17 protein-coding genes are annotated in these 17359 nt (G+C 52.6%); 10 read left to right on the top strand and 7 right to left on the bottom strand.

The features are described 5' to 3' along the window. Window positions 1-208 precede the first annotated feature (208 nt). Window positions 209-1444, top strand: a complete 1236-nt coding sequence (locus J3482_RS08715) for an alanyl-tRNA editing protein (protein ID WP_206918351.1) — start codon at window positions 209-211, stop codon at window positions 1442-1444. Between the two features lie 184 nt (window positions 1445-1628). Here the strand turns inward: J3482_RS08715 and J3482_RS08710 are convergent, their stop codons facing one another. Continuing rightward, a complete protein-coding gene (locus tag J3482_RS08710; RefSeq protein WP_146822953.1) occupies window positions 1629-2894 on the bottom strand; it encodes a beta-ketoacyl-[acyl-carrier-protein] synthase family protein in 1266 nt (421 codons plus the stop codon). Between the two features lie 289 nt (window positions 2895-3183). Between J3482_RS08710 and fabL the strand changes: the two genes are divergently transcribed. The 6 genes from fabL to J3482_RS08680 all read left to right on the top strand — a co-directional run bounded on the left by fabL (window position 3184) and on the right by J3482_RS08680 (window position 8349). Then, on the top strand, window positions 3184-3957 hold the full coding sequence (fabL, locus tag J3482_RS08705; protein WP_146822955.1) for an enoyl-[acyl-carrier-protein] reductase FabL: 774 nt from the start codon (window positions 3184-3186) through the stop codon (window positions 3955-3957). A gap of 56 nt (window positions 3958-4013) precedes the next feature. Further along, window positions 4014-4415: an acyl-CoA thioesterase gene (locus tag J3482_RS08700; protein ID WP_021295919.1), complete on the top strand. Its 402-nt coding sequence runs from the start codon at window positions 4014-4016 to the stop codon at window positions 4413-4415. A 6-nt stretch (window positions 4416-4421) separates the two neighbouring features. After that, window positions 4422-5180 carry an SDR family NAD(P)-dependent oxidoreductase gene (locus tag J3482_RS08695; RefSeq protein ID WP_146822957.1) on the top strand — a complete coding sequence of 253 codons (759 nt, stop codon included), beginning with the start codon at window positions 4422-4424 and terminating at the stop codon, window positions 5178-5180. Window positions 5181-5850: 670 nt separating this feature from the next. Then, a complete protein-coding gene (locus J3482_RS08690) occupies window positions 5851-6003 on the top strand; it encodes a transposase (protein ID WP_206918350.1) in 153 nt (50 codons plus the stop codon). 187 nt (window positions 6004-6190) lie between these two features. Continuing rightward, window positions 6191-6472: a GNAT family N-acetyltransferase gene (locus tag J3482_RS21800; RefSeq protein ID WP_206918349.1), complete on the top strand. Its 282-nt coding sequence runs from the start codon at window positions 6191-6193 to the stop codon at window positions 6470-6472. Between the two features lie 311 nt (window positions 6473-6783). Next, entirely contained in the window at window positions 6784-8349 is a 1566-nt protein-coding gene (locus J3482_RS08680; RefSeq protein WP_206918347.1) for a DHA2 family efflux MFS transporter permease subunit, read from the top strand. Between the two features lie 102 nt (window positions 8350-8451). Here J3482_RS08680 and J3482_RS08675 read toward each other — a convergent pair whose 3' ends face one another. From J3482_RS08675 to J3482_RS08665, 3 genes are read right to left on the bottom strand one after another with little or no spacing between them, the layout of a single operon-like run. Then, window positions 8452-9039: an NAD(P)H-dependent oxidoreductase gene (locus tag J3482_RS08675; RefSeq protein ID WP_146822963.1), complete on the bottom strand. Its 588-nt coding sequence runs from the start codon at window positions 9037-9039 to the stop codon at window positions 8452-8454. A 17-nt stretch (window positions 9040-9056) separates the two neighbouring features. After that, entirely contained in the window at window positions 9057-10991 is a 1935-nt protein-coding gene (locus J3482_RS08670; protein WP_206918341.1) for an MDR family MFS transporter, read from the bottom strand. Between the two features lie 2 nt (window positions 10992-10993). After that, window positions 10994-11488, bottom strand: a complete 495-nt coding sequence (locus J3482_RS08665) for a MarR family winged helix-turn-helix transcriptional regulator (RefSeq protein ID WP_206918339.1) — start codon at window positions 11486-11488, stop codon at window positions 10994-10996. A 249-nt stretch (window positions 11489-11737) separates the two neighbouring features. On the opposite strand from J3482_RS08665, the gene J3482_RS08660 reads away from it, so the two are divergent. From J3482_RS08660 to J3482_RS08650, 3 genes are all read left to right on the top strand, one after another. Next, a complete protein-coding gene (locus J3482_RS08660) occupies window positions 11738-12214 on the top strand; it encodes an RNA polymerase sigma factor (protein ID WP_223204145.1) in 477 nt (158 codons plus the stop codon). Then, a complete protein-coding gene (locus J3482_RS08655) occupies window positions 12211-13416 on the top strand; it encodes a hypothetical protein (RefSeq protein WP_146822971.1) in 1206 nt (401 codons plus the stop codon). The genes J3482_RS08660 and J3482_RS08655 overlap by 4 nt, the downstream gene beginning before the upstream one ends. 340 nt (window positions 13417-13756) lie before the next feature. Further along, complete coding sequence (locus J3482_RS08650) at window positions 13757-14932, top strand: DUF2515 family protein (RefSeq protein ID WP_206918337.1); 1176 nt, start codon at window positions 13757-13759, stop codon at window positions 14930-14932. A 9-nt stretch (window positions 14933-14941) separates the two neighbouring features. Here J3482_RS08650 and J3482_RS08645 read toward each other — a convergent pair whose 3' ends face one another. From J3482_RS08645 to J3482_RS08635, 3 genes are all read right to left on the bottom strand, one after another. Further along, a complete protein-coding gene (locus J3482_RS08645) occupies window positions 14942-15817 on the bottom strand; it encodes an SMP-30/gluconolactonase/LRE family protein (RefSeq protein ID WP_146822974.1) in 876 nt (291 codons plus the stop codon). 204 nt (window positions 15818-16021) lie between these two features. Further along, entirely contained in the window at window positions 16022-16579 is a 558-nt protein-coding gene (locus J3482_RS08640) for a GNAT family N-acetyltransferase (protein WP_206918335.1), read from the bottom strand. Next, window positions 16576-17274, bottom strand: a complete 699-nt coding sequence (locus J3482_RS08635) for a 2-dehydropantoate 2-reductase (protein ID WP_268884485.1) — start codon at window positions 17272-17274, stop codon at window positions 16576-16578. The genes J3482_RS08640 and J3482_RS08635 overlap by 4 nt, the downstream gene beginning before the upstream one ends. Between the last annotated feature and the right edge of the window lie 85 nt (window positions 17275-17359).

Genomic DNA, 17359 nt, shown 5'->3' with positions numbered 1-17359 from the left:
GGGCCAGCGAATTCAGTTCGCTGGCCCTTCGTTTGGTGCTAGGTAGCCTTAGGTGTGGGCAGCGCCGTTTGGTCGACGCGTGCGTGCAGTAGTGTGACAGGTATTCGTCAGGATGGAGCGAATGTAAACGGGTACCGGTACATGTGCGTGACGCATGCCGCATTTGTATGAACGTTCAGGAAGTCGCTTGAGGAAATGGGGATGTATTGTGGATAAATCTCGCCGCCTATATTACTTTGACAGTCATTTACGGTCGTTTTCTGCATACGTCATCTCGGAGCAGCAGCGAGCGGATGGTCGGTTCGAAATCATTTTGTCGCAGTCGGCGTTTTATCCGACGTCGGGTGGTCAACCCCACGATACCGGTATGCTTAATGACATACCGGTCGTCGATGTGTTTATCCGCGAGGATGAGGTCATTCACGTGGTGGAGCATTCGCTTCCTGTAGGTACGTCAGTGGTTGGGGAAATCGACTGGCAAAGGCGGTTGGACCATATGCAGCACCACTGTGGACAGCACATCTTGTCGGCCGCTTTCGAGCAGTTGTTCGACCTAGACACCGTCGGTTTCCACATGAGTGACGACGCGGTCACGGTCGATATTGCGACGCCCGTGTTATCCGAGGGTGACTTGGCGCGCGCCGAGCAGTTGGCCAATTGCATGATCATGGAAAACCGACCAGTGTCAGCACAGTTTGTTCAGACGTCCGAGTTGTCCCAATTCGCCTTGCGGTATCCGCCAAAGGTGACACAAGACATTCGTATTGTGACCATCGCCGATTTTAACGACAACGCGTGCGGGGGCACCCATCCGAAGTTTACAGGTGAAATTGGGTTGCTCAAGGTTGTCCAGCAAGAAAAGGTGCGTAACGCCACGCGCTTGATGTTTGTGTGCGGAATGCGTGCCCTGCGCGATTACACTGAACGGGTGCGTGTCACGCAGGCGTTGACCAGCCACTTGTCGACCGATTGGCTTGACCTGCCGTCGGTCGTCAAGGCGCAGATTGCAGAGAAGGCGGAACTTCGCCGTACGACGACGCGCTTGCAGACGGCTCTTGCAACGTATCGCGTAGAGACCGAAGTGGAAGCGGGTATGAAAGATATTTTAGAGCATCATTTTATTGTGGCGCGCTTTGTCGACTGTGCGGATATGGCGGAATGCAAAGCGCTATTTCAGGCGTTGCAGAAAGCTGTGTCACGGTTAGTGGAGGATGCGACAGTGGTGTTCGTGGGGCAAGTCAAAGACCGGGTATATGTACAGGGTGAATCGAGCGGCCTCGTCAACATGCAGCAGTTGGTTACGACCTACTTGGCTAGCGTCGGGGGAAAAGGTGGCGGGAAGCCAACCTCTGCCCAGGGTTCTGCCCTGATTTCGCCTGACGACGACATTGGCGTGCACGCGGCCCGCATCCGAGAAATGATTTTCGCGTCCATGCGTGCGTGACGTGTCTATCGGACATTTGCTTCACTTACGGCTAGTTTGACCGATACCAGCCGGATACATGAAAGGCCTGTCCCGTTCGAGGGGACAGGCCTTTTTATCACCCGCCGACTGCCTTCGGTGGGGCGTCGTCGCTCACCGAAGGCAGCACCGTCAACACCCAGTCTCTGTGCGGTTGGGGCGCGACTTAGATGAGTTTTGCGTTCTTCCAAATCAGTACGCCGTTTTGACCGCCAAAGCCGAACGAGCTGCTCAACGCGTACGAGATGTGCTGTTGGCGGCTGTGGTTGGCTACGACATCTTTTGGCGCCTGTTCTTCCTTGTCGTCACAGTTGAGCGTTGGCGGCAAGGTGCTCGTCTCCAAGGCCTTGATACAGGCGATACTTTCAATTGCACCCGCAGTTCCAAGCATGTGCCCAACCGCGCCTTTGATGGAGCTCACCGGAATCTGATCTAAATGCTCGCCAAACATCTCGCGCAGTGCGGCGGATTCGGCGAGGTCACCAGCTGGTGTGGCTGTGGCGTGGGCATTGATATAATCAATCGCATCCGGTGTGAGCGCGGCACTTTTAATGGCGCGCTCCATCGCCAACTTGGCGCCGCCTCCTTTCGGATCCGGCGACGTTTCATGATACGCGTCATTCGACGTCCCATAGCCAACGAGTTCCGCGTAGATGTGGGCGCCGCGGGCGCGGGCGTGATGGAGCGTTTCCAGCACGAGCATCGCCGCACCTTCGCCCATAATCATCCCGTTGCGTGCTTTGTCAAATGGGCGCGACCACTTTCCAAAATCGTCCGGGCCTTCTGTCGCGAGCGCGCCAGCTGCTCGCAAGCCCGCGAGGATGGCGGGGCTGAATAGGCACTCGGCACCGCCAGCCAGAACCATGTCGGCTTCGCCGAGTCGCAACCAATAGGAGGCTTCGCCAATCGAGTTCGCCGACGAGGCGCAGGCGGTGGAATACGTCATGACGGGTCCGCGGATGCCGTATTGCATGGCGATGGCCGCACCCGCCGCATTGGGGATGGACTTAGGAACCAAGCGCGGACCAACACGGCTCGAACGGCCTGTCGATAGGCGGGCCGCACCATCTTCCAGCGTCTGTACGCCGCCAAATGCGCAACCAATGGAAATGCCGACTCGGTCAGCAGGGTATTGGTCGAAGATCTCGGTCGCGTTCTCCCAGCCGGCGTCCCGAAGGGCTTCCATCGCGGCGACCATGCCCATTTGCGTAAATCTATCTGTATTTTGAACCTGTTTTTTATCTAGGTATTGTGTGGCGTCGAAATCCCGAGCGTAGGCCGTAGCTGGCGCCCACTGCCGCAGGTGTTCATCTGGCGTCTCGCGGACGGCAGATTGTCCTGATATAATTCCATTCCAAAATAAAGGCACCCCGACACCGAACGGTGAAACTGCACCGAGTCCGGTGACGACGATGCGAACGCGATCCGTCATGCGTTTTCTCCTCTCAAATCTATGTCAGCGCAAATATATGCTTCAGTCACCTATCACATACGTATGACAGGTTGGTTTGTCGCACGACATACCCATCCTCTATATGATAACAAATCCTCGCCACTGCCGCGATACGTGAAAAACTTGCAAAACCCGCTCTATTTACTATTATGCACCGGATGTGGACAGTTGTATTTCAATCGCATTCCTATAAACTAAATTTGAAGCACGAACCTGATTGATTCGAAATACGGACTTCAACATGGACTTCGATTGAGGAGGAACATCGGTGGGACAACCCCTCGTGAAACGTTATACAGGAAAAGTCGTCTGTGTCACAGGCAGTTCACGTGGCATTGGGCGCACATTGGCGTTGCGCTTCGCGGCGGAAGGCGCGGACGTGGTTATCAATTATTTTCGCAATGGTGACGCAGCGCGTGAGGTCGCGCGCGAAGTGGAGGCGCTAGGCCAAAAAGCGTTGCTCGCGCGGGCCAATATGGCGCAGGAAGAGAAAATCATCGCGATGTTTGATCAGATTCGCGAAGCGTTTGGACGCCTCGACGTGTTTGTTCACAATGCGGCGTCTGGTCGCAATCGCGCCGCGATGGACGTCGACGTCAAAGGCTGGGATTGGACGCTGAACGTCAATACGCGGGCTTTTCTGGTTGGCGCGCAGCAAGCGGCCAAGTTGATGCCTGAAACGGGCGGCGCGATGCTGGCTTTGTCGTCGTTTGGGTCAGATCGGGTGTTTCCGTATTATACGACGGTCGGCCCGAGCAAAGCGGCACTTGAGTCACTCGTGCGCTATTTTGCCATTGAGCTTGCCGAGAAGAAAGTAAATGTTAATGCCATCTCCGCTGGCGCGGTGCTGACGGATGCTTTAGATCACTTTCCAGAGATGGACGACACGCTTGCGGCGGTCGAACAGAAAATGCCGTACCACCGCATGGTGACCCCGGATGACATCGCCAATCTCGCCTTGTTCCTCTGCTCACCCGAGGCGGAGATGATTCGTGGCCAGACCATCCGGCTGGACGGCGGGATTACGCTCTTGGTGCCGTAAGGTCTGTGACGAATCGGTTTGTAATTTTTTGTAATCTATAGATAAGGGGTCTTGAAGTGGACAATTATCGCTTTCATCACGAATTGCGCGTCCGGTTTTCCGAGGTCGATGGGCAAGGCATCGTCTTTAATGCCCATTATCTCTCCTACTTGGATATCGCGTTTGCGGAGTACTTGCGCCGAGAACTGCAACTGTCCAGCGGGATGCCGAGAACCGTGTTGGCGAAATCGACACTTCAGTTTCGCCAACCTGCCAAATTTGATGATGTGCTACAGATCTGGGTGCGCACGCACCGCATCGGAACCAGCAGTATGACCGTGTCGTTTCTCATCACGCGAGAAGATGAGGTGTTGTTTGAAGCAGAGCACATTTACGTCTACGTGAACGAGGACGGGCAACCGCAACCGGTACCCGAATTGTGGCGGCAGACGATTGAAGCATATGAACAGGGGAGATAAGATTCCATGCGTTTTCAAGGACAAGTAGCCATCGTGACGGGTGGCGCAGGCGGTATTGGTCAAGCCAGTGCGCGGCTGTTGGCCAGTCAGGGGGCCCGTGTCATCGTCGCCGATCTCGACGCCACCGCTGGCGAAGCCGTCGCCGCAGAAATCCGCGAGGCTGGCTATGAGGCGACCTTCCATCCGGTTGATGTATCGGTGTACGAACAGGTTGAGGCGCTCGTGCGCTACGCGGTCGATACGTACGGGCAGTTGGACATCATGTTTAACAATGCGGGGATATTCGGTGACGGATTGCAAAATGTTATCGACCTCCCGATAGACGTCTACAAGCGGATGATTTCTATCAACCAGGACGGCGTCTTCTATGGTATCAAGGCCGCCGCGGCCGCCATGAAGGAGCGGGGCGGAGTGATTATCAACACCGCCTCCATTTATGCGTATATCGCGGATAAAAACCAGCTCCCCTACCACGCGAGCAAAGCCGCCGTCGTCGGGATGACCAAGGCCAGCGCCCTTGAACTTGGCCGCTATAATATTCGCGTTGTCGCGATTGCACCGGGCATGATTGACACTGGACTCATCGACGCGTGGCGCGAAGATGAGCGCGTGTGGAACACCATCCAGAAGGCGCACATGCGCCGCAAGCTGGGAACCGCGGAGCAAGTCGCCAACGTCGTGGCGTTTCTCGCGAGCGACGAGGCGTCGTTCCTCAATGGTCACGCCTACTTCGTGGACGACGGAGCCGCTTCGTTCAAACGCTGACACTCTGCGCCACGATTTGGTAGCTAGTGTGGCTTTTCGGGTTGTGGGGGAAGTAAGGCAGTGAGGGCAGGCAGGGATGGACAACGCGTGGGCAAGCGCTGAAAAACAGTTGTTCGCGGGCGAATGCCTTGACCGCCATGATGGATTCTACGTACGCTAAACCATCCTGAGGCTTAGGGAGGTAATGACATGTACGGAACATTTGGCGGTTACACACAATGGGCAGTCGTATTCTTGATCATCTTCGTTCTATTCTTCCTGTTGGTCCCTGCATACGGTGCAGGTGCAGGCTACTAATTCGCCTCAACCAAATCATGAAGTGATTCGTTGCACGCCTGGAGAAGGCCGCCGCTGGCGATTCTCCGGGCGAGGGCCGCTCGCTTGTCGGGTGGCCCTTTTTCGCGTGCAGTGGCGGTGGGGCGGCGTTGGGTGCAGGAATCCGAGGGGTTGCACGCAAATAAGGTACTTTTTCTGCTCTATTGGACCGGTCAGAAAGCAATGTGTCTTTAATAAGTAAGCGTAAAACGTAGCACACCTAAGAAGGCTACACTCTGGGTGGGATAATCTCCTCAAATGAAACTGAGGAGAGTGAGGTACATGTTATACTGGCCCCAGAGTCAACCCAGACAGATGACGTGAGGTAAAATAGACGTAGTGAGGTGTTTGACTCATGCCAGGACGTAAGTGGACTGTGGACGAGAAAATGAACATTGTGTTGGAAGGGATGGTTCCCGGGGCGAATATCAGCGAGGTTTGCCGACAGCATGGTGTGGCCCAAAGTCTGTATTACAAGTGGCGTGACGCATTTCTGGCTGGTGGATGAGCAGGGCTTCAGTCAGGTCCTTCTACCCGGGAGCAGGAGTTGGAGAAGCAGTTGCAGGAAGCCATGAGCAAAATTGGCGAGCAAGCTATGGCTATCAAGTATTGGGTATAGATGTGGAACGCGAGGTCGTTATCTATGATGAACACGGCTCAATTCACTTGGTACGTAGATATCCTAGTCAAGCGCTATGCACGATTCATTATTCCAATGGAGACTTGACTCGAACGAAATTTATATTGAGGATATTTGGAGTAATAGACACGAAAACGAAGGTTATGGGTCTCTTGCTATGAAACATTTAATAGCTCTTGCACGTGCGAGAAAATATAAGAGAATATACGGGGAAATCGAACAAAAGGATTGGGATCATGTTGACCGATTAATACGCTTCTATGAGAAATTTGGTTTTGAGGTCGAACTTAATCTAGAAAAGAAAAAGGGCAAGATATCTCTTTTATTGACGGAATAGGTGTGCGCTACTTTACGCTCACTTTAATAAGACACCCGGCCTCCCCAAGCCACCAACGCATTTAAACCACAAAAGGAAAGAAATGCCAATTAATTTACACTTCCGACAGATTTGTTGCTTGTAATTTTGGTGCCCTTCGTATAAGTAAATAGACAGTATGTATAGTAGGCACTGCGTGTACGGCGTGTAAAAACCTCTGATAGCACAAAACAGAAGAGTACCGCAAGACTTGCGCATCGGTTCGGCACATTCAGTCGTGGAAGCGGGAACGACAAGTGTAAGTTTTGATAAGAAGGTGGAGGACGACGATTTTGGGAAAAGAAGACGCTTTCGAGGAGATAAAATTTCCTTACCTGCAGCTCGCTATCCTCATTATCGGAACTTTCATGGCGGTGCTTGACAATAGTATTGTCAATGTCGCGATTCCAAAAATGGAGACTGCGCTGAACTCCAATACGAACCAGATTCAATGGGTGATTACCGCGTATATGTTGGTGAGTGGGATCACCATCCCGATGACCAGTTGGTTATCAGACAAATTTGGCTCGAAACAGCTATTCACGTACTCCTTGATCTTCTTCACAATTGGTTCCACCTTATGTGGAATGGCCTGGAATCTCCCAAGTATGATCTTGTTTCGCATTATCCAAGCACTTGGGGGTGGCTTCTTAATGCCACTGGCCAATACATTGCTCTATAAAATTTTCCCACCTGAAAAACGCGGGGGCGTCATGGGTATTTTTGGTCTCGCAGTCATGCTCGCGCCAGCATTTGGCCCATTGCTAAGCGGCTATTTTGTCCAATACGCCAGCTGGAGACTGATTTTTTATATGAATCTCCCACTCGGCGTTGTGGGTGCATTCCTGTCCATTTTTGTGTTGCACGATTTTAATGATAAATCGGCATCCAAATTAGACGCTTGGGGTCTGGCTTTGTCATCGATTGGACTGTTTAGTCTTCTGTACGGTTTTACAAATGTCTCATCAAATGGGTGGCGTTCGACCTCGGTATATCCGTATTTGATAGCGGGGTCTCTGTTACTCATTATTTTGGTCGCCGTTGAGTTGAAGGTGGATAAACCGTTAATCGAGTTTCGTGTTCTCAAGGATTATCTGTTGTCCATGAGCGTTGTAATTACATCGCTTGTCCAACTCACTATGTTTGTCAGTCTGTTTTTGCTTCCTTTGTACTTTGAGAACATATTGGAGTATACGCCGGAAAAAACCGGGATTTTCATGACGCCAGCAGCACTCATATCTGCTGTGTTTATGGTAGCAGGAGGATTGTTGTTAAACCGTGTAGGGGCCAGATTGCTTGCAGTTGTTGGCTTAACCATGACGCTCATCACGACTTACGGCTTCGCTTTTCTGGATGTCAACACGCCCTCTAGTCACCTTCAGATACTTTATATTTTTAGAACCATCGGCGTGTCGTTGGCGCTTATGCCGGTCATGGCGGCGGGGATGAACAGATTGCCGAATGACCTAATCAGTCAAGCATCGGGGTTAAGCAATACCATTCGCCAAGTCGCATCGTCTTTAGGAACCGCGATTTTTACGTATTACGAGGCGCATCGCACACTCATTCACGAGAGCGAAATGGCAAGTCAATACAATCCCGGTTCTCCGAAGGGCTTAGAGCTAAATGGATTGGAGTCAAACCTGATGCAACACGGGATGAGTGCAGCACAGGCACATGTCTCCGCGTTGGAAACCGTTCTTGGAATCATCGACCAAAACAGTTTTGTGGCTGCTATTAATGACACGTTCATGGTGGGAACGATATTGACCGCAATCAGTTTGGTTTTGACCTTCTTCTTTAACGATAAACAGTACAGCAAAGCGCGGGAAGGGACTCACATTACGATGATGGAATGACAGATCCGGCTGCGGAGGAATACCAGTGTAGCGGGCCCCAACGGAGCCCGCTATGTCCATGGCTTCAGGGTTTTCGTTATTCGTTCGCAAGCACGGCTTTTGTTACAGCTGTTGCTCCGGCAACAATCCATGTTCCAATTGCTGTGCTTTACCGATTTTTAGTGCATGTGAAATGCTGGCGACGTGTTTACCAAATTCCTCGCCAAGTTCAAGGCCTTTGTCATACAGGGATTGCGTGAGCGGATCCTCTACCTCTTCGATTGGAGATGTGACGCCAAGTCCGTAATAACTCCCGTATAAGGCGTTTTCCGGAATATTGGCCGGTAACCCAACGACAACCATACCTTGGTGTAACATTGGCGTGATTAGATTGAGCATGGTCGCTTCGATTCCACCATGGATGGTTGCTGTGGTACAGAACACAGCGCCAACTTTTCCGACGAGTTCCCCTCTGGACCAGATATGCCCCAATTTGTCGATCCACGTTTTTAACCCGGCACTGATTGTACCGAAGTGCCCTGGGCACCCCCAAATGATTGCATCTGCATCGGCAATGTCGTGGACATTCGTCTTCTCCACGTGGTTGATAAAGACTTCTGCATCCTTGATGCTGCGGGCGCCTTTCCAGATTGCGTTTGCGACCTGTTCTGTGTGTCCGCCTTCGCTATCGTACACAATATATATTTTCATTTGGGGAATCCCTCGTTTCAGTGTTCTTTGCGTTTGGATTTCTGTTTAAAATTTATCAACGTCTCGCGATATCCAACGTCTCCGAGCGGTTCCTTTGGTTCCTTGTGGTTTTGAGCCTTTATGCTTTTTGAAAAACTACGAAGCGCTTTTCGGTAGTTGGTGTCGTCTAAATACGCATCTTGCGTTGTTTGCGATGTCATTTGGAACTCGCGGAGTGCGCGGCGAAAATCTTCGTCTGCATTGCTGTTCGATTGAAAAGACTGGGTCGACACTGTGCTGGGCGCGGGTGTCTGTTGGATAAATCCCTTGTCTGACCCGGTTTCACGTGGGTGCTCTGCCCCTTCATTGGGGGGTTCTTCGTTGTTTGTCGTATCGAAGTACTCTTTACCTTTGAGTTTGATTTCCGGTAAAAAGAACGTGCCGATAAAGCCAAGGACGGCGAACACCAATCCGACTTCAAACAAGTGTTGAATGCCAAACGTCAGAGATGTTTTCACTGCGTCCATCAATTGCAGGTACATCTGGTGTCCAGCCGTGCCAAATTTCGAAAACGACTTGGCCAACGCCTGTTGCGCTTGCGGTGTCAACAGGGTTTGCGGGTTCATGGAGCTCAATTGATTTTTGAATGATCCCAGCGAAGGTGGCATCGTCGCGTTTAATTTATTGGTGAATTCCTTGTCGAGAATCGACCCGAAAATCGGTAGCGCCACAACGCCACCGAGCGATTGCACGAACTGTTGCGTTGAGTTCACAGTCCCCATCATTTTGTATGGGAACGCATTTTGTACCGCCATGTTCATGAGCGGCATCAGTGAACCAATACCAAGCCCCAAAACAACCATATTGAGGACAACGGTTGGCCAGGTTGTGTGCACGTCCATTTGGTTTAGCAAGAATGATCCAACGACGAGGATGGCGCCGCTGAATACGGCGAGTATTTTATATCGTCCCGTTCGCGACATAATTTGCCCGGATACCATACTGCCGACAATAAATCCAATCATCATCGGAGACATGACCCAACCGCTGTTTTGCGCACTCAGCCCAATGACACCCTGCACATAAATGGGCAAAAACATCAGGCTTCCGTACATGGTCATTGCCACCAGTATGCCCAGTATCAGTGACGTGCTGAAGACTCGGTTTTTGAATAATTTGGGGGAGAGCACCGGATCAGCCGCTTTCCGCTCCCATAAAACGAACAGGGCAAGGACAATTGCGCCACCGATGAACAGCGTGAGTTCAATCGGGGAACCCCACGCGTACTTGGTACCTGCCCAGGTAAATCCCAGCAAAATGGGTAGTAGGCCAATAATCATGATGAAGGATCCGAACCAGTCCACTTGCACCCTATCTGCGGCCCGAACTTTCGGCAAGGTCACCATGACTCCAATGATGGCGAGCGCTGCAAACGGTAGGTTAATGTAAAATACCCAGCGCCACGAGAACGAATCGGTGATCCATCCGCCAAGCGCGGGTCCGATGATGCTCGAGATACCAAAGGTGGCCATCATGACGCCCATCCAGCGGCTGCGCTCTTTGGGATCGAAGATGTCGCCAATGGTCGCCCGCGGCATACTTTGCATGGCGCCTGCCCCAATGCCTTGAAAACCACGTGCGATAACGAGTTCCATCATCGTATGGGCTTGCCCGGAGATGGCTGAACCGACCCCGAACAGAATCAGTCCCAATAAATAGAACGGTTTACGTCCAAACACATCGGATAGCTTTCCGTAAATTGGTATTGTTACTGCTGAGCCCATCATATAGGCAGCAGTAACCCACGCATATAAACTAAGCCCCTTTAAGTCGCCAATGATAGTTGGCATGGCCGTTGACACGACTGTAGAATCCATGGACGAGAAAAACATGGTTAGAAGGACAGTCGCAAGTGCCCACCACTTCTTTTGGCCTGTGATTTGGTTGGTTGTTTGTACGGTACCTTGAGCCATTTTTACCTCTCCTTAACGAGTGAACCCTTAACGAGTGAACCTGCAAATTCCCCGATGTTCGTTGCGTTCGCAATCGAGGATAACGACTCCAATGTGCAGACAAACGCCGCAAAATCGTCTGGGTCCAACTGTCGTAGACAGTGTTGCACGATTTGCTGTCGTACATGTAAAACCTGATTGAGTTTCTCTTGACCGGCAACAGTAAGTGCGATGTTCACTACGCGACGGTCTAAAGTGTCCCGTATTCGATGAACGAGTCCTGATTTCTCCATTCGATCCACCATAGCCGTGATCCCGCTGGGGGCTACCTCCATCTTCTCGGCCAATTTTGACACACTGCATTGGCCTTCTTGGTGAATGACATACAACATCACGAATTGACCAGGGGTCAATCCTAACTGTGCGCGATTGATTAATTGTGGGCCGAGGTTTTGCATCAATTCGCGCAGAGATTTTTCGAAGCGCTCTGTGAGTAAATCGAAGCTGTCCGGAAGCATTCTGATTCCCTCCTTTATATTTTCGACTCATAATTATTTTTATCTATAATATTTTAATCGCTTTATCTTTATACAGCGTAAATAAAAAAACGTCAAGAAAAACATTTTAGATACCAAACAATATTAGGGTTAAATTTCCAATTTGTAACGAAATGGTTCGTAGTATCGTCTAAGCAGTGCAAGGCTCTAGGTTCCGGGAAAGATTGGTGACAGCCATTGGGGGAGTATCAAGATCTGCTACTTAGGATAATGGACGAATACGGGCAAGGAATTTGGCGCTATGTGTACTCCATGACGAGGAACACAGCTGTCGCTGACGATTTGTCGCAGGAGGTTTTCATCCAGGCATATCAACATTTGAGCCAATTTCGCGAGACATCGAGCATGAAGACGTGGTTGTTCACCATCGCAAAACATAAATGTATTGATTATTTTCGTTCAGCCTTTGTTCGCCGCGTCACGTTTCACGCTCGAATGGACGACGTGTCCGATGATTCTGTAGAGGAACGCGTGATTGCGTCGGAGCAGCGCAATGCCGTGTGGGCTGCGCTATTTCAATTGAAACCAGATGCGCGGGAAGTGGTTTTGTTACATACCAAGGAGGATATGACGTTTAAGGAAGTCGGGCAGGTGCTCGGCATTTCGGAGACGGCAGCGCGCGTGAAATATCATCGGGCAGTGCAAAAGTTGCAGCGGATGCTTGGGGAAGGGGGGCGACGGAGATGAATCTGGAAGACCAGGTAAAGCGTGGACTTGACGAGATACCAGGAGACGGATTCAGCGAGCGGCTCAAGCAAAAAGTGCTGCAGATAGTCGAACAGCTGCCCCAACAGTCGTTGCCACGTCGGTCGAGGTGGAATGGCAAGCGCAGTGCGCTGGCGGTGGTCGCGGGGGTGGTCCTGGTGGCGGGATCGAGCTGGGCCGTACTTGCTCGCGGCACACAGCCTTCGGTTGGGCCTGCCCGCCACGGCGTTCTGCAAACGTCGGGTACGATGTCGCGTGCAGCGAATGGACCGGCGGTTGGTTCGGTGCAACCTGTGCCCGGGAACCAGACGAACGCACTTAATTCGCCAGTGGCGCAGGGCTTGCCGCCGGCTGGGCTCGGCGGGACATTGCAGGCGCTTGAGCAGCACGCGGGCAAACCGATTCCGGGCGTTACCGTCAACGGGGTGAAATCCTACACGTTTCCAAAGGAACACTTGGTGGTGACCTCTGAGGATGGGCGCATCACGTCCATCCAACTGACGACGCAAGGGAGTGTCGCACAGGCGAGGCAAGTGTTCGCGAAGTGGTTGCCGGAAGACGTCAGCCTTGCGCAACCGGCGCGGACAGGGACAAGTGGGGATGGACCGGCGTATCAGTTGTATCACAGCGCAGCTTTGGCGCGGGCGTTGCCACAGGCGTGTTTTGGGACAGCTGCACCGGGGACGTTCCGTGTAGAAGCTGAACCATGTGCTGGCAACGCGGTGCAGATGTTCGCCATTCTGGGAAGTACCGATAACCAGGCGGCTGGCGGTGTCGCTGTGAGCCTTCATGCGACAGCGACGTTGCCGGATGGTACGTTCATCGACGATGAGATGTCCGCGCACAAGTGGGAAAACTTGTTGCTGCAGGTGCAAGTGTTGGGCGTGGCCCGTGGAACCTATGAAGAGGCCATTGGCAATCACTCGGAAGTGAAATGGCACAAGACGCTACATGTCCATGGGGAACCGGTGTGGTTTGCATTGGCGGAGCAGACACCACCTGCCGCACAGGCGTCTGGGCAGTTGACTTACAGGTACTGGTTGATTGTTTTGCGACCGTATCCTGGGCGTAGCGATATGAATTTGGCCTATGCCTTGACCGGCACTGTGGTGGGGGGGAATCTTCAGGCCGCAGCGCAAGCGATGCAAACCGCCGCTTCGGGATGGGATTTTCCGACGAGATAAACGCTGTCCACACCGCATATCATCACGGCACATCGACGTCGTGCTTTGGAGAACGCGCGCGAGTTACCATTTGGCCACAGTTTTGAGCGTCTTGGCGCTCAAAGCCGGTAACGCTCGAATGCGGTGCAAAGCCAAGGGGGCTTTGTGGAATCCTATCCAACAGGTGCGGTAGTCGCTTGGCAGGCGTATATCCGTTATCATAGTTATCCGCAGCTGTGGCCACTTTTCGCGTTGTGTATGTACGTCGACAGGTTCCGGCAACACTGAATCGGTTCGTCGCAAATTGCTGCCGTATGTTCTGTGTAATGGCGGTATGCGGCATGGCAGAAGGAAGATGCAGATGTTCGATGGCATCGTGAATCGCGCTCGCTTGAGATGGAAGATGGTGTACGGGCGTGATAGGAGGCAGGTTGCAGAACTCGTCTCACGATTGAATCAGGCGGTTGGCTCTGACGCGACACCCGAGCTTTCGATTGACGAGAAAGCGATTGTCGAGCGGATTCGAGCGAAGACGCGCGAACACAATTGCAACAACCTGACGCGCACAGAGGCATACTTGGCATTTTATCGCGACAGGCCAGAGGTCCACTGGGCGCTATTGGCGCATATGGTCTCGCGCAATGGCGGCTGGAGCATGTCTGACGTCAAAGGCGAGTGGTTCGCGCGTATTGCGGAGAAGGTCGAGCAAACTCGTTTTTTTGAGTTTCTGGAGCGAGCGAATTGGCTGATTTTCGGCGACGCATATCCGCAACTGCTCTTGTACGCGGAGGCGGTCACATCGGGGCGCAATTTGTGTCATTTACTACCCGCGCTCGGCGTGTCCCGATTTATGCCGCCCGTTTGGGATTGGTTTATGCAAACCCATGATTCCTCATTATTGACGCACGCGCTCATCATCAACGAACAGAACTTCATCGAGGCGCGCGTCGTGCAGAATGCCAAATATGCGGAGAAGGTCTTGTTTACGCCGGAATTTCAGACGCAATCCATGCTTGGGCTCAATCAAGTGGTCTTTCCGTACCGCGAAGAGGAGACCGGCGCCATCCGCCTCGCAGGTACCGGTGTAGCACAGTTTGCTTCGCTTGACGCGAGAATTGCGACGGGCAAGAAACTGTATCGCATATTGTTTCATAAGCCTGCGCTATGCCAGGCGATTGTGGCGTTTGCGACCGCCATAAAGCACACCGGGTCTCGTGCGGATTACTGGCCAAATGTCTTCACGCCTACGCAGCGGGACAACTTGTTGGATGCAAGCTATCAGCCGTGCTTCATCGAGCGCCCAGGCGCGGCGAGGATTTATAGCCCACACCTTGCAGCCGTGTGGCCGGATGTATCGCATGCGCCAGTGGAGGCGGGGGATTGGTTTCACGACATGTCATCCGTCATTCACCTCTTTACCCCGGACACCACGGAACCCGCCGATTTTACGGACGACTATGTGGCAGCGAGTCAGACGGTGGAGCGCGTTATTTTGGCGAAGGAAAAATTGGAAGCGCTGGCCAAACCGTTTCGCTGAAGGCCTACCTTAGCCCGAAAAGGCGTGCGCTATCTGGCCGCGAATGCCGATATGTGCGCGAAATACGCCGCCGGCGTGCGGTTGTGCCGCTTGCCTATCCGCCCCAATATCGCGGCTGGCGGACGTGATGTACAACTCGTCGAGATTCGATCCGCCAAACGTGCACGCAGTGACGCAGGAGACAGGCAGGGCAAGCTCCATCAAACGTTCGCCGGTGAACGGATTCCAGCGGGAAACTTTCCAGCCTTCCCAGTGCGCCACCCAGATCATCCCTTGTGCGTCGACGGTCATCCCATCGGGGAAACCGTCTTCAATGCGGACGGCGGTGCGGCGGTTGCTGAGTGATCCGGTGGTGAGATCGTAATCGAACATGACGACTTCGCGCGTGGGCGTGTCGATGAAATACATCCGGGTGTTGTCAGGGCTCCAGCCGAGGCCGTTGGCAATCGTCAGGCCATCCAGTACTTTGCGCACGCGCAAGTCGGGTTCCAGGCAGTAGAGCGCACCGGTGGGGCGGTCTTCGCTGAATGGCAGGGTCCCGGCGAAAAAGCGCCCAGCGGCGTCACATTTCCCGTCATTGAAGCGATTGTCTGGAATCTCTGCCTCGACGGCGGCGAGTCGTGTGAGCTGTTTGGTGCTCAAATCCAAATGGTAAAATCCATCACTCAGTACCGCGACTAGCCCGCCGCGTTTGCGGGGCACGACGGCCCCTACGTAGTCACCGACATCGATGATCTCATCCTGCCCGCTTAAGGGGTCATAGACATGTACGTGGTGTCGTACAATATCCACCCAGTAGAGACATTTTTTTGCGGCATCCCAAACGGGGCCTTCCCCGACCACCGCCTTGGCATCCAGTAAGAGTTCCACGGTCTTCACTCCCATTCACAGTCCGTCTTGATTCGACCTTCTGGGCAAATCATAGATGCTTGCGGACGGACTGTCTATCGATTCCATCTATTTCGGATGTTTGCTTGGAGATGACGACAAAAAAATCCCCGACACCGATGTCGACGGTGACGGGGCCATTCGGGTTTGTGCGTCTTACTTAAATAGACGGACATGGGGCCAAAATTGTTTCAAGCGTGCCTAACGCCCTGTCCACAACTCGGGTGTGACGCTGTAAATCCGATGGTCTTCCCAGACGCCGTTGATGTTCAAATAGTATTTCGCCAATCCTTCGTATCGAAATCCAATTTTTTCCACTACGCGCAATGAGGCGATATTGCGTGGCATGATGGCGGCCTGGACGCGGTGGAGCTTAGCATCCTGAAAGGCAAAGTGAACGGCTTGCGTGAGCGCCTGTGTCGCGATACCCCGGTTGTTCGCGTGTTGTGAGACAAAGTAGCCCACTGTGCAGCTATGCCATGAGCCACGTACGACGTTTGAGAGACTGATGCGCCCGATGGGGATAGGTGGCGCATGCTCCCCTGGATGCGCACAAATGGCAAATGTATAGGCGCTATCTTCCTCCCACAACCGGCGCGCATTGTTGAGCAGTTCGATTTGACCTGCGCGGGTGAAGTAGATATCTGGCCGCTTTGGTTCGTAGGGTTCTAGGAAAGTCCGATTCTCCACATATAAATGGACGAGATGGTCCGGTGGAGTTTCAAAAATCGGTTGGAGCATAATCTCTTGGCCAATCAAGCTCGCTCCCCCTCGACGTAAGGGTGTAACACCGCGTAAATGGCACGGATGCATGGCACCGGTATTGCGTATGTCTTCGCCATCTCGAGCACTGATCCTTGTAAACTGTCAATCTCTAACGGCAGTCCTTTCTCCAAGTCGCGGTGAAGCGAAGAAGTCATCGCCGGTGATACGGCTTCGAGTTTGCGCATGACTTCTTCTCTGGCATTCGGTAGTCGTGTTCCTTGTTTTGCTTGCGCCACAGAGACAATTTCAGCAATCATATCGTGAAGGAAATCTTTCGATATCGTATCACTGAGAATCTCGCCGATGGGTTTTCGGGTCGCGGCGGTGATGCCACTAAAGGCAGTGAGAAAAATGAATTTCTTCCACACTTCTTCCATAATAGACGGACTTTGTTGTACATTCACACCGCTTTGTCGAAACGCACGTTCGAGTTCATTGACGAGGGGTTGATTGGTCGCTTGGAGCGTCCCGAAGACGATATCATGCATGGGGCTCGTATGAATAATGGCCCCCTGTGCATCCAGTGTTGCTTCGATATAGCATACGCCACCCAATACGGCTGCTTTTCCAAACTCAGACAGCAGGGTATCCATGTGTTGTATGCCGTTTAAAAGGGGCAAAATTTTAGCACCTTTTTCAACCAAGCGGCGTATTTGGGGGATAGCGTCGTTTAAATGAGCGTTTTGCAGAATGGCGTTTTTGGTTGAAGTGAAAAAAGAATCAGCATCGCAGTACAGCTAAAGCGCCTTACATATAGTGGATATCGGTCGGTCA

This window comes from Alicyclobacillus suci, assembly GCF_017329615.1.
Taxonomy (GTDB): domain Bacteria; phylum Bacillota; class Bacilli; order Alicyclobacillales; family Alicyclobacillaceae; genus Alicyclobacillus; species Alicyclobacillus suci.
This window is presented reverse-complemented; position numbering and strand designations above follow the sequence as displayed.